The sequence below is a fragment of the Neobittarella massiliensis (ex Bilen et al. 2018) genome (assembly GCF_014269355.1).
Lineage (GTDB): Bacteria > Bacillota > Clostridia > Oscillospirales > Ruminococcaceae > Neobittarella > Neobittarella massiliensis.
In genome coordinates, this window is the sequence record NZ_JACOGI010000002.1 from 288,981 (window position 1) to 301,315 (window position 12,335).

The following is a 12,335-nucleotide window of genomic DNA, read 5'->3' on the forward strand; positions in this document are numbered from 1 at the left end:
AAGAGATCTATTTCTAGACAAAAAATAGCGGATCGATATGAATTGCATATCAATCCGCTATTTTCATGTTGGAAATAGTGTACCTTACCCCCAGTACCCCGTGGGGTCCACATACTTTCCATCCTGTTTCAGCTCAAAGTGCAGGTGGGGGGCCAGCTTGCTCTCGTTGACGCAGGATTTGGCGATGGTCCCGATCGGGTCGCCGGCGGATACTGCCTGCCCCTCTTTGACAGTGGTCTCGGGGCTCATGGCTTTGTAGATACCGGTGGCGCCGCCCTCGAACTCGATCTCGATCACAGTGCCCCACAGGTCGTCGTCTCTGATCGACTTGACGGTGCCGGCCGCACAGGAGATCACCTGGGTGCCCACATCGGCGGCGATGTCCACGCCGTTATGGGTGCGCCAGTCGCCCAGTGTGGCGTCTTTCACCAGGTCCCCGCCGCTAAAGGGATTAATGGTCTCGCCAGAGATCGGCGAGAGAAAGCCCCCAGTCGGCGCAGTTTGCGAGTTGTCCTGTGCATCTGGCGATGCGGATGAATCTGGCGATGTAGTAGATGCCGGTTCCGACGATGACTGCGTATTTTGCTGTGCTGACGAGTCTTCGGACGGTTTGGCCTGATCCTCTACCGGTTTTTCCACGATCTGTGTATCCGAGGATTCCCATGATGGCGTTTCACTCCCTATGGCCTTGTTTTGCTTTTTGATGTCGTTCATCGTCCCGTTTATCAGGGCCCAGGATGCGATACCAGCGCCCAAAATGCAGGCCGCCAGCGCGATGTAAAATCCCTTACCGCTGAAAAACCGCTGGAATTTCGATTTGCCGTAATGCAGTTTTTGCATTGTAGTCACCTCCACCCATATTGTTGACAGCCCCGGTCATGGATATTCTGGCCGGGTCTATTTATATTGACCAGCCAAACAGTGCCCGGAGCGCCGCACCTCCAGCTCGCCGCTCTTTGAGTGCCCCTACCGGCGGTGCCGGCGCTGCTCAGGCTCTGCTCAGGATCAGCCGCCCATCGGGTGCCGCTTAAGCGCCCCATTAGACCGGCCCCCGTGCGCCCCAACGCCGTATCTCGCAAAAAGGCTTGCCTGCTCATCCGGCCCACTGTAAGAGAGCCCGCCGCCCGCTGGGTCTATAGCTGCTGTTTGGCGGATAAAAACGATCTTTTCAAAATGTCAATAAAAAGCCCCGTCTTCCGTAGCTTTTACAGAAGACGGGGTTTTTATGCAATTTTGCGGGAACAGCTATTTGAGGACCTTTAACGTGTGGGCCATCTCGTCGAGCAACTCAAAATTCTTTTTAAAGTGCTCCTTTTCGCCGTTGAGGTAGATGACGTAATAGCTGCTTTCGTCCTCGAGATAATAGATGCGGGCGCCCACCTTGTCGCCGCTCTTATTGATATCCAGGTCGTACCCCTGGGCGGCGGTGAATCCCTCAAAGGTGTAGTCCTGCAGCTTGCCCACAGTGGCGTACTTGAGCACATTGGCCAGGTCGGTCTCCTGGTACAGGCCGATGAACCCGGCCAGAGAGCTGATCTCGTTTTCCTTGATGCTCTCGCTGTCCTTGGCCAGGTGCCCCACTTGGATATTGACCTGCTGCTTTTTCCAGTCTGCCCCCAGCACCGCCTTGTCCACGCTGGAGAGCTGCTGGAACCCGTCGCGGTACTCGATCTGCAGGTAGCCGTCCTCGCTGACAAAATAGCCGCTGCCGTCGTAGTCGAAATAGGTGTCGGCAAAACTGGTGCAGCCGGCCAGCAGCAATGTCGCCGCTGCCAGCAGCGCGATCAGCCGCCGTATTGTCTTAGATTGAATCATGAGCTCGGTCCTCCCACCCGCGCCGCCGCATCCATTGCCGGCAGCGCCTGACGCACAATGTCATTTTTATTATTATAGCATATTTTGCCACGGTGACAACTGGCATAAACCGGCAGCACCACTCAAATACTACGAAAAAAGGGAGGGAAAGCCATGCATATCTCAGATATGGAATACGACAAGATGGTAAAGAAATACTCGCCCAATTCGCCCATCTTTAAAAACTGCCTGGGCGCTTTTTTCATTGGCGGGGCCATCTGCACCCTGGGTCAGGGCCTTATAAATCTGTACAGCTACCTGGGAGCCAGCAAGCTGGACGCCGCCACGCTCACCTCGGTGACGCTGGTGTTTTTGAGCGCACTGCTCACCGGCCTCGGCCTGTATGACGATATCGCCAAGGTCGCCGGCGCCGGCACGCTGGTGCCCATCACCGGCTTTGCCAACGCGGTGGTATCGCCGGCGCTGGAGTTCAAAGCCGAGGGCTATGTACTGGGCCTGGGGGCCAAGCTGTTCGTCATCTCGGGCCCGGTCATCGTGTACGGGGCCTGTGCGGCAGTGCTGTACGGGGCCATCGTATTCGTGATGGGGCTGGTCTGATCGGCCGCCCATTATTATAGGAAAGAAGGCGTATTGCTGATGATAGAAAAAGTGGGCAAAAGCACCTTGGCCCTGAGTGAGGGCCCTACCATACAGAGCTATGCCGCAGTGGGCGGCAAAAAAGAGCAGGAGGGCCCGCTGGGCAGAGAGTTCGACTTTACCGACACCGATACCACCTTCGGTGAAAAGACCTGGGAGAAAGCGGAGAGCGCCATCCAGAAAAAGGCGGTGACGCTGGCCCTGGAGAAAGCCAAACTGGACAAAAAAGAGGTGGAGTACATCTTTGCCGGCGACCTGCTCAACCAGTGTATCGCCTCCTCTTTTGGCCTGCGCGAGTTCGGCATCCCTCTGGTGGGGCTTTATGGCGCCTGCTCCACCATGGCCGAGAGCCTGAGTCTGGCCAGCATCTTTATCGAGAGCGGCTGTGCCGCCCGCTGCGCGGCGGTGGCCTCCTCGCATTTCTGCACCGCCGAGCGCCAGTACCGCCTGCCGCTTGCCTATGGCGGCCAGCGCACCCCCACCGCACAGTGGACGGCCACCGGCGGCGGCTGCGTAGTGGTGCAAAAGGGCGGCGCCGGCCCGCGGGTGCGCCACATCACCTTTGGTAAGATCGTCGATCTGGGCATCACCGACGCCAACAACATGGGCGCAGCTATGGCTCCGGCGGCGGCCGACACCCTCAAAAATTACTTTGAGGATACCGGCACCACCCCTGGTGACTACGATCTCATCGCCACCGGCGATCTGGGTCAGGTGGGCAGCGAGCTGCTCTATGAGCTGCTGGGCATGGACAAGATCCACCTGCAGCCGCGGCACAAAGATTGCGGTCTGCTGCTCTTCGACCGCCAAACGCAAGACGTGCACGCCGGCGCCTCCGGCTGCGGCTGCAGCGCCACCGTGCTGTGCGCCCACATCCTGCGCCAGATGGCCGCCGGCAAACTGCGGGATATCCTGTTCATGGCCACCGGCGCGCTGCTGTCGCCCACCAGTTCGGCCCAGGGTGAATCGATCCCCGGTATCGCCCATCTGGTGCACATCACCGCCGAGTAGAAGAGAGGGTTAAAACATGGATTATTTAAAGGCATTTATCGTCGGGGGCATCATCTGCGTCATCGGCCAGATCCTCATCGACAAGACCAAGCTGACCCCCGCCCGCATTCTGGTGGGCTACGTGGTGGCCGGCGTCGTGCTGGGGGCGCTGGGACTGTACCAGCCGCTGGTCGACTTTGCCGGCGCCGGCGCCAGCGTCCCGCTCAGCGGCTTTGGCAATCTGCTGGCCAAAGGCACTCTGCAGGCCGTGCAAAAAGACGGGCTGCTGGGCGCGCTCACCGGACCGCTCACCGCCGGTGCCGCCGGCATCACCGCGGCGGTGCTGTTCGGGCTGCTGGTGGCGCTGATCTTTAAGCCCAAAGACAAATCGTGATCGCCGCCCGTATCCGCTGCGCACCGAGATAGAGCCCCCGGCCCCAGTGTCAGCCGTTGCCGCCGTTCTGTCCAAAAAACGGTGTGCCGCCCCCATCCAGAGGACGGCACACCGCCGGCAGCGAGAAACAGGCAAAAGAAAAAAGCAGCCCAGATGGTCTGCTTTTGAATACCTGCTTTATTTATGCGGAGGCGTTGAGCTTGCGGGCGAGGCTGGATTTTTTCCTGGCCGCACAGTTTTTGTGCAGGATCCCTTTGGTCACTGCCATGTCGATCTTCTTGATCGCGGTGTTGACCAGCTCCGCCTTGTTTTCGGTATTCTGCTCGAGAGCAATCTCGGCGGATTTGATGACAGTCTTCAGAGCAGACTTGACCATCTTGTTCTGGAGAGTTTTGGCCTGGGTGACTTTCACTCTCTTCTTCGCGGATTTAATGTTCGGCATAATCGCACCTCCTTCGACCCGATAATCGTACAAGTTATGTTATCATTTTTTGCGGGAGATTGCAAGCGTTTTTCTAAAAAAGAACACCTAAAAAATTTTGTGGCCGCCGGGCGCCTATCCGTGCCCCGCTGAAAGCACCGCTTTGGGCGCGCGTGGTCCGGGCGCCGCCCGGCAGCGCCGGCGGCCACACGAAAAACTGGAAAGAGAGGTGAGTGCCGTGTCTGTGCGCACCGACCTGGCAGTAGAGTGCATCGACCCCGCGCTGGTAAAAGACAGCGAAGAGCTGGCACACCACAGCCGCAAATGCGGCGGGGTGGAGGTGACGACCACCCACATCAAAACGGCGGCCATGGCCCAGAAGATCGGCAAACCGGTGGGCCGCTATGTGACCGTCACCTTTGAAAACCTGCTGCACGGCCAAAACCAGTCGGATGAGATCATCGACTGCATCGCCGGTGAGATCGCCCCGCTGCTGCCAGAGAGCGGCGGCGTGCTGGTCATCGGTCTGGGTAACCCCGCCATCACCCCCGACGCCGTGGGCCCCCAGACCGCCGGCCAGGTACTGGCCACCCGCCACATCCCCGTCGAGCTGGCCCAGCAGCTGGGTCTTGCGCTGCGCCCGGTATCGGTGCTGGCGCCGGGCGTACTGGGTCAGACCGGCATGGAGGTACAGGAGATCGCCCGCTCGCTGACCGGGGCCACTGCCCCCAGCTGTGCGGTGGTGATCGACGCGCTGGCCGCCGGCGACACCCAGCGTCTGGGCAGCACCATTCAGATATCCGACGCCGGCATCGCCCCTGGCTCAGGGGTGGGCAACGCCCGCAAAGAGCTGTCGCAAAACACGCTGGGAGTGCCGGTCATCGCCATGGGGCTGCCCACGGTGGTGGACGCCGCAACTCTGGTAGAGCACTTTACCGGCCGTCCCTGCGACGCGGCCGGCAGCGCCATGATGGTCACCAACCGCGAGATCGATCTCATTTTAAAGCGGGGCTGTGCGGTGATGGCCGCCGCCCTCAACCGGGCGCTGCAGCCGAGCATTTCGCCTGAGGACATGCAGTACCTGGTGTCGTAGCGCCGCTGACATACCGCCGACGGCGGGCACATATACTACTACCCAGTGACTATCTGGGAGGTGCCCTATGGCCAGGCGCAGTCGGACAAGGATCGCGACACAAAGGAAAAAAAGACAGGGGCGCGGCAAGGTGGTGCTTGCCGCGCTGACACTGGTGCTGTTGACGGTATACGGCAATCTCGATACGCTGGTGGGCTGGTACCAGAAATTTGCCGGCAAAAATGTGGCGATCGGCAGCCAGGTGTTCTCCGGCCTGTCGCCGTCAGAGAACAGGGCCAACCGCGACGACGATGAGGGCACCACCATTTTGGAAAAAGACGAGAGCTGGACCGATTTCAAGTCGCTCCTGCCCCCGCAGACCGAGCCCGCCGCCCCCGCCGACCAGCAGCGCCCCGAGGGCGCGCTGCCCATCGAGACAGTCAACCTCTCCACTAAAAAAGGCATCCCCTATAAATCGGGCGCCATCAACAACAAGACCGAGATGAGCGCTGAGCAGGTGCTTTCGGCACTGTCGGACGACGCCGACTTTAAAATACAGCTGGGCGCTTCCGAGCCACAGGTGCTCGTCGTCCACACCCACGCCACCGAGAGCTATGAAAACTACGACCTGGGCTACTACGACCCAGGCGCCGCCTCGCGAAACGAGGACAACGCCCAGAACATGACCCGGGTGGGCGAGGCGCTGGTGGCTCAGCTCAACGCCGCCGGTATCTGTGCCATCCAGGATAAGACCCAACACGATAACCCCCAGTATACCGGTGCCTACGACCGCTCGCGCATCACCGTGCAGGAGTACCTCAAAAAGTACCCCTCCATCAAAGTGGTCATCGACGTGCACCGCGACGCCATACAGTACTCCGATGGCACCCGCGCCAAGCCCACCGCCCAGATCGAGGGCAAAAACGCCGCCCAGATCATGATGATCGTGGGCTGCAACACCAGCGACAACGAGCTGCCGGGGTACGCCAAAAACCTGCGCTTTGCCGCCGATCTGCAGGACGTGCTCGAGACCAGCTTTCCCGACCTCACCCGGCCCATCCTGTTCGACTACCGCTTTTACAACCAGGATCTTACCCCTGCCAACATCCTCATCGAGGTGGGCGGTCACGCCAACACCTTGGGCGAGGCGGTGTACTCCGGCGAGCTCATCGGCCGCGGTTTGGCCCAATACCTCAAGGCCCGCGCCGGCTGAGCGGCGCCGCGTGAGCCGGCAGATGTCTCAAGATACAGGAGGTGCGCAGTTGCACAGAAAATACATCTCAGACCCCGATGCGCCCCGCCGGTTCTTTACCGCTTTTTTGCTCGCGCTGGCCATCATCTGCATGGCGCTGGCCATCGGGGTGGCGTTTTTCAACACCTACCAGATGATGCAGGGTCAGCTGCGGCTGCCCAAGCTGCCGCTCGAGCACTGGGTCCACCGCGGCGGCGAACTGGGCTACCGGCTGTTGCCCAGCGAGGTCAAGGTGCTCTGCCAGCTGGCCTACAGCTGGCTGGCGGCGCTGTTTTGACTTTTGGCAGCGGCCTTAAAAAGAGAGATCGAGAGGGGAGACCCTCTCTTTTTTCTGCCCGCACCCGCGCCGGCGAGACCACCGCCCCACAGCGGGAAAACTGCTGGTATTTTGCGGCCGGCTGTGGTACAATACCTTAGCATATACCTTATAAAAGGGGCCGCTGCCCGGCAGCCGGTTCACGATAGATCCGTCGGCCGCCCCGGGCCCCGCTGGGGGACGAGCTGTGCCGACGGCAGGGGCCGCGCGACGGCGCGCCCCGAGACTTTAGCGCGAGGTGAGCATTCTGTCCTATTTAGATAAGATCCGCAACTTTTCTATCATCGCCCATATCGATCACGGCAAGTCCACGTTGGCCGACCGCCTGCTGGAGACCACCCAATCGGTGGCCAGCCGCGAGATGAGCGCCCAGCTGCTCGACAATATGGACCTGGAGCGCGAGCGGGGCATCACCATCAAGGCCCGTGCCGTCAAGCTCGACTACACCGCCAAGGACGGCGACACCTACGAGCTCAACCTGATCGACACCCCGGGCCATGTCGACTTCAATTACGAGGTATCCCGCTCGCTGGCCGCCTGTGAGGGGGCCATTTTGGTGGTCGACGCCTCGCAGGGCATCGAGGCGCAGACGCTGGGCAATACCTATCTGGCGCTGGAACACGACCTCGAGATTCTGCCGGTCATCAACAAGATCGACCTGCCCGCCGCCGACCCCGAGCGGGTCAGGCAGGAGGTGGAGGACGTCATCGGCATCCCCGCCGAAGACGCCCCCTGTATCTCGGCCAAAAACGGCGTCAATATCGAGGCGGTGCTGGAGCAGATCGTGCGCGACGTGCCGCCCCCATCGGGCGACCCGGCCGCACCGCTGCAGGCCCTCATTTTCGACAGCTATTACGACAGCTACCGCGGCGTCATCGTCTACGTGCGCATCGTAGAGGGCTGCGTCAAGCCCGGCGACCGCATCCGCATGATGGCCTCCGGCGCCGAGTTCGACGTGGTGGAGACCGGCTACCTGCGTGCCACCCAGATGGAGCCGGCGGATGTGCTGCGCGCCGGCGAGGTGGGCTACATCACCGCCAGCATCAAGAGCGTGGGCCAGACCAAGGTGGGCGACACCGTCACCCACGCCGAGCGCCCCGCCGCTGCGCCGCTGCAGGGCTACCGCGAGGTGCAGCCCATGGTGTTTTCGGGCATCTACCCGGCCGACGGCTCCAAGTACGAGGACCTGCGCGAGGCGCTGGAAAAGCTGAAACTCAACGACGCCTCGCTCTCCTTTGAGCCCGAGACCTCGGTGGCGCTGGGCTTTGGCTACCGCTGCGGCTTTTTGGGCCTTCTGCACATGGAGATCATCCAGGAGCGGCTGGAGCGGGAGTTTAACATGGATCTCATCACCACCGCCCCCAGCGTGGTGTACAAGATCGAGCTCACCGACGGCTCTACCGTGTTTATCGACAACCCCACCAACTACCCCGACCCGGCCGTCATCGCGCAGGCCTACGAGCCGTTCGTGCGGGCCGATATCTACGCCCCGTCCGACTTTGTGGGCAACATCATGGAGCTGTGTCAGGAGAAGCGGGGCGTGTTTAAAGACATGACCTATTTAGACGATACCCGGGTGGATATCCACTACGAGCTGCCTCTCAACGAGATCGTCTACGACTTTTTCGACGCCCTCAAGTCCCGCACCAAGGGCTATGCCTCGCTGGACTACCAGCTCATCGGCTACCGCCCCTCCAAGCTGGTCAAGCTGGATATTTTGCTCAACGGCGATGTGGTGGACGCGCTGTCGTTCATCGTGCACACCGACAAGGCCTACCCCCGGGCGCGCAAAATGGCCGAGAAGTTAAAGGACAATATTCCCCGCCAGATGTTCGAGATCCCCATCCAGGCGGCCATCGGCGGCAAGATCATTGCCCGGGAAACGGTGCGCGCCCTGCGCAAAGACGTACTGGCCAAGTGCTACGGCGGCGATATCACCCGCAAGAAAAAGCTGCTTGAAAAACAGAAAGAGGGCAAAAAGCGCATGCGCCAGCTGGGCACGGTGGAGGTCCCGCAGGAGGCGTTTATGGCGGTGCTCAAGCTGGATAGCGGCGACTAGCTTTTTGCGCAAAAGGTCATGTGGGCCTAGTGGGGAAGGAAAGACAGTGTTCCCCACCTGGTAGCGCAAAAAGAGTAAGAAATCCTGTCGGGACACCGTCCCTCCCGCTGCTTCGCAGCGACGTATTTCTTACGGTCAGTGGTACGCTTGATGCTTATTCTTGCGCAAAAAGTCATACGGGCTCGGTACGGATGGAGAGATCGTGTTTCCCACCTGGTGGCGCAAAAAGAGTAAGAACTACTGTCGGGACACCGTCCCTCCCGCTGCTTCGCAGCGACGTATTTCTTACGGTCAGTGGTACGCTTGATGCTTATTCTTGCGCAAAAGGTCATATGGGCTCGGTGCGGATGGAGAGATCGTGTTTCCCACCTGGTGGCGCAAAAAGAGTAAGAGATCCTGTCGGGGCGCAGCCCCTCCCGCTGCTTCGCAATAATGTATTTTTCGCGGTGCGGGTCTGCCGCATCATCGGTCGTCCAGATCTTACACATGTGATCCTTTGACAGAGAGAGCCACCGCCTTGGGGCGGCGGCTCTCTCTGTCAAAAGTTGTTCTTTACTTTTCTATGGGAGGTGCGCCTATGGCTGTCGGCCTGTATATCCACATACCTTTCTGTGCCCGCAAATGCGCCTACTGCAGCTTCTACTCGTTGCCCGGCGGCCGGCAGCAGCGGGCCGACTACCTGCGGGCGTTAGGGCGGCACATCGCCCTGTGGGGGCAGCGGTGCAGCGGCGAAACGGTGGACAGCATCTATTTTGGCGGCGGCACCCCCAGCCTGCTGGCCAACGATATCCCCGCCGTCCTAGACGCGGTGCGCCGCCACTTTAACGTCGCGGCCGGCTGCGAGATATCGATGGAGTGCAACCCCGCCACGATCGCCCCCCACCAGTACAACGCCCTGCGAAAAGCCGGGGTAGACCGGCTCTCTTTTGGGGTGCAGTCCACCTGTGACGCCCAGCTGGTACAGCTGGGTCGGTTGCACACCGTGCAGCAGGCAAAAGACAGCTTGCTGGATGCCCGCGCCGCCGGGTTTAGCGATCTGTCGGTCGACTTTATGCTGGGCCTGCCCGGCCAGCAGGTGCAGGCGGCAGACGACATGGCGGCCTTTTTGCACGAGACGCGCCCCACCCACATCTCAGCTTACATGCTAAAGCTCGAGCCGGGCACCCCGCTGTACGCGCAAAAGGACGCGCTGGACCTGCCCGACGAGGACGCGGTGGCCGACCTCTACCTGGCGGCGGTGCAGGCTTTCTCCCAGTTGGGATACGACCAGTACGAGATATCCAACTTCGCCCGGCCCGGCCGCCGGTGTGTGCACAACATGAAATACTGGCAGCTGGAGGACTACATCGGTATCGGTCCGGCCGCCCACAGCCTGTACCGCGGCCGGCGCTGTTACTACCCCAGCGACCTGTCTGCCTTTTTGGGCGGCGGGCTGGAGCTGCTGCAGCACGAGGGGAGAAGCGACCTGGAGGAGTACTGCATGCTGCGGCTGCGGCTCACCGACGGGCTCGACGTGTCGGCCGCCAGCCGCCAGCTGCGCAGCGGCCGTCTCCCGCCCGACCCGGACATCGATCTGGCGGCGGTCACCGGCCGGGCGGCGCCGCTGGCGGCAGCCGGTCTGGTGTTGGTACAGGGCAGCCGGGTCTCGCTCACACCGGCGGGCTTTCTGCTCTCTAATGCTATCACCGCCAAACTGCTGTTTGGCTGATGGGAGCTCAATAAAAGCGGTCTAAGCGGGCCCTGACGCATCTGCTGTCAGGGTCCGCTCGCTGCATCTTAGCGGCGCCGCGCGCCGGGCAGGCATCTCCTGGGGCGGTATTCACACAACTTTCACCGGCTTTACATCTTCTTTACAGATAGCCCGGCTATGCTGGTAGCATCAAAGTAGAGAGGTGACACAGTATGCGCGAGGAACGCGTCTTTGAGCGGGTAGAACAAAAGTACCGGCTCACCGCCCGGCAGCGGGCGGACTTTTTGCAGGCGGCCGCCGGCCGTATCCAGCTGGACCAATACGGCCATCACACCATCCACAATATCTATTACGACACCGATACCTACGCCCTGATCCGCCAGTCCATCGAGGGGCCCAAATACAAAGAGAAGTTTCGCGTGCGCTGCTATAACCAGCTCACCGGCGACAGCACCGTGTTTTTAGAGATCAAGAAAAAATACCGCGGTATCGTGTACAAGCGGCGCACCGCGCTCAGCTGCCCGCAGGCCGGCGATTTTCTGCGCCGCGGCCAGCTGCCCCCGTGCCCCGATCAGGTGCTGCGCGAGATCCAGTACTTCTTTTCCTTCTACCGCCCGCGCCCAGCGCTGTACCTGGCCTACGACCGCGAGGCCTTTACCGGCGAAGACGGCCTGCGCATCACCGTCGACGAGCGCATCCGCAGCCGGCGCAGTCACATCAGCCTGGAGGACAGCCCTCAGGACGAGCTGCTCGATCCCAGCCACTATATTATGGAGATCAAGGTCCCCGGCGCCTATCCGCTTTGGCTGTCTCAGCTGCTGTCCGCGATGCAGCTGTACCCGATCTCTTTTTCCAAGTACGGCAGCGTATACCGGCGGGCGCTCTCCCGGGGGCAGCTGACATTACCTCGGGGAGAGCACCCCGCCCCAACAGCGGGCTGTACACCTACACCGGCCAGCCGCGGTCTGTTTGGCCCGGCAGCCCTGGGCGCGAAAGGATAGATCGATGATGTTTGACAGTATTTTGACCGGGGTCACCGGCGGGCTGGATATCGGCCAGGCGCTTTTGTGTGCGCTGGTCTCGCTGGCGCTGGGGCTGTTTATCGCCGTGGTGTACATGCAGCTGGGCAGTTACACCAAAAACTTCGTCATGACGCTGGTGCTGCTGCCGGTAACGGTGCAGGTGGTCATCATGATGGTCAACGGCAACGTGGGCACCGGCGTGGCGGTGGCCGGCGCCTTCAGTCTGGTCCGCTTTCGCTCGGCGCCCGGCACCTCCCGTGAGATCGTGGCCATCTTTATCGCTATGGCCGTAGGCCTGGCCACCGGTATGGGCTATCTCACGCTGGCGGCGCTGTTCTCGCTGCTGGTGGGTCTAGCGCTGCTCCTGTTGGGCAAGACCCGCTTTGGCGAGCACCGGTGGGAACAAAAAGACCTGTCCATCACCATCCCCGAAAACCTCGATTACACCGAGATCTTCGACGATATCCTGGCCGAGTACACCAAAGAGTCGGCGCTGGTCAAGGTCAAGACCACCAACCTGGGCAGCATGTATCAGCTGTGCTATACCGTGGTGCTGCGCGACAGCCGCCGCGAAAAACAGATGATCGACGCCATCCGCTGCCGCAACGGCAACTTGACAGTCAGCTGCGGGCGTCTGGCGTCCGAGCAGCAGGAGCTATAGGCGGGTG

At 61.0% G+C, this 12,335-nt stretch carries 13 protein-coding genes; 10 read left to right on the forward strand and 3 right to left on the reverse strand.

The window, feature by feature from the left end; genetic code table 11:
- Positions 1-84: 84 nt before the first annotated feature.
- Entirely contained in the window at positions 85-840 is a 756-nt protein-coding gene (locus tag H8K20_RS10450; protein WP_105205170.1) for a M23 family metallopeptidase, read from the reverse strand.
- Between the two features lie 405 nt (positions 841-1,245).
- Positions 1,246-1,815 carry a hypothetical protein gene (locus H8K20_RS10455; protein WP_105205171.1) on the reverse strand — a complete coding sequence of 190 codons (570 nt, stop codon included), beginning with the start codon at positions 1,813-1,815 and terminating at the stop codon, positions 1,246-1,248.
- 153 nt (positions 1,816-1,968) lie between these two features.
- Between H8K20_RS10455 and spoVAC the strand changes: the two genes are divergently transcribed.
- The 3 genes from spoVAC to spoVAE are packed head-to-tail and all read left to right on the forward strand — an operon-like array spanning position 1,969 to position 3,835.
- Positions 1,969-2,412: a stage V sporulation protein AC gene (spoVAC, locus tag H8K20_RS10460; protein ID WP_105205172.1), complete on the forward strand. Its 444-nt coding sequence runs from the start codon at positions 1,969-1,971 to the stop codon at positions 2,410-2,412.
- 39 nt (positions 2,413-2,451) lie between these two features.
- Positions 2,452-3,462 carry a stage V sporulation protein AD gene (gene spoVAD / locus H8K20_RS10465; RefSeq protein ID WP_178089825.1) on the forward strand — a complete coding sequence of 337 codons (1,011 nt, stop codon included), beginning with the start codon at positions 2,452-2,454 and terminating at the stop codon, positions 3,460-3,462.
- Between the two features lie 16 nt (positions 3,463-3,478).
- Positions 3,479-3,835 (forward strand): stage V sporulation protein AE, encoded by a 357-nt coding sequence (gene spoVAE / locus H8K20_RS10470; protein WP_105205173.1) that lies wholly within the window; start codon positions 3,479-3,481, stop codon positions 3,833-3,835.
- 181 nt (positions 3,836-4,016) lie between these two features.
- On the opposite strand, the gene rpsT is transcribed toward spoVAE, so the two are convergent.
- Positions 4,017-4,277: a 30S ribosomal protein S20 gene (gene rpsT / locus H8K20_RS10475; protein ID WP_154866821.1), complete on the reverse strand. Its 261-nt coding sequence runs from the start codon at positions 4,275-4,277 to the stop codon at positions 4,017-4,019.
- A gap of 217 nt (positions 4,278-4,494) precedes the next feature.
- Between rpsT and gpr the strand changes: the two genes are divergently transcribed.
- From gpr to H8K20_RS10510, 7 genes are all read left to right on the forward strand, one after another.
- Positions 4,495-5,349, forward strand: a complete 855-nt coding sequence (gene gpr / locus H8K20_RS10480) for a GPR endopeptidase (RefSeq protein WP_164998222.1) — start codon at positions 4,495-4,497, stop codon at positions 5,347-5,349.
- Between the two features lie 130 nt (positions 5,350-5,479).
- On the forward strand, positions 5,480-6,541 hold the full coding sequence (gene spoIIP / locus H8K20_RS10485) for a stage II sporulation protein P (RefSeq protein WP_186488378.1): 1,062 nt from the start codon (positions 5,480-5,482) through the stop codon (positions 6,539-6,541).
- Positions 6,542-6,590: 49 nt separating this feature from the next.
- Entirely contained in the window at positions 6,591-6,857 is a 267-nt protein-coding gene (locus tag H8K20_RS10490; RefSeq protein WP_186488379.1) for a hypothetical protein, read from the forward strand.
- A gap of 286 nt (positions 6,858-7,143) precedes the next feature.
- The gene (gene lepA, locus H8K20_RS10495; protein ID WP_186488541.1) at positions 7,144-8,955 is read left to right on the forward strand and encodes a translation elongation factor 4; all 1,812 of its coding nucleotides are present in this window, start codon (positions 7,144-7,146) and stop codon (positions 8,953-8,955) included.
- A gap of 577 nt (positions 8,956-9,532) precedes the next feature.
- On the forward strand, positions 9,533-10,663 hold the full coding sequence (gene hemW / locus H8K20_RS10500) for a radical SAM family heme chaperone HemW (protein ID WP_186488380.1): 1,131 nt from the start codon (positions 9,533-9,535) through the stop codon (positions 10,661-10,663).
- Positions 10,664-10,857: 194 nt separating this feature from the next.
- A complete protein-coding gene (locus H8K20_RS10505) occupies positions 10,858-11,646 on the forward strand; it encodes a polyphosphate polymerase domain-containing protein (RefSeq protein WP_154866827.1) in 789 nt (262 codons plus the stop codon).
- Positions 11,647-11,653: 7 nt separating this feature from the next.
- Positions 11,654-12,328, forward strand: a complete 675-nt coding sequence (locus H8K20_RS10510) for a DUF4956 domain-containing protein (protein WP_105205213.1) — start codon at positions 11,654-11,656, stop codon at positions 12,326-12,328.
- Positions 12,329-12,335 lie beyond the last annotated feature (7 nt).

Coding starts and splice junctions, on each gene's coding strand:
- spoVAE (WP_105205173.1), top strand. CDS start 3,479: ATGGATTATTTAAAGGCATTTATCGTCGGGGGCATCATCTGCGTCATC.
- H8K20_RS10450 (WP_105205170.1), bottom strand. CDS start 840: ATGCAAAAACTGCATTACGGCAAATCGAAATTCCAGCGGTTTTTCAGC.
- hemW (WP_186488380.1), top strand. CDS start 9,533: ATGGCTGTCGGCCTGTATATCCACATACCTTTCTGTGCCCGCAAATGC.
- spoVAD (WP_178089825.1), top strand. CDS start 2,452: ATGATAGAAAAAGTGGGCAAAAGCACCTTGGCCCTGAGTGAGGGCCCT.
- H8K20_RS10455 (WP_105205171.1), bottom strand. CDS start 1,815: ATGATTCAATCTAAGACAATACGGCGGCTGATCGCGCTGCTGGCAGCG.
- rpsT (WP_154866821.1), bottom strand. CDS start 4,277: ATGCCGAACATTAAATCCGCGAAGAAGAGAGTGAAAGTCACCCAGGCC.
- H8K20_RS10505 (WP_154866827.1), top strand. CDS start 10,858: ATGCGCGAGGAACGCGTCTTTGAGCGGGTAGAACAAAAGTACCGGCTC.
- H8K20_RS10510 (WP_105205213.1), top strand. CDS start 11,654: ATGTTTGACAGTATTTTGACCGGGGTCACCGGCGGGCTGGATATCGGC.
- spoVAC (WP_105205172.1), top strand. CDS start 1,969: ATGCATATCTCAGATATGGAATACGACAAGATGGTAAAGAAATACTCG.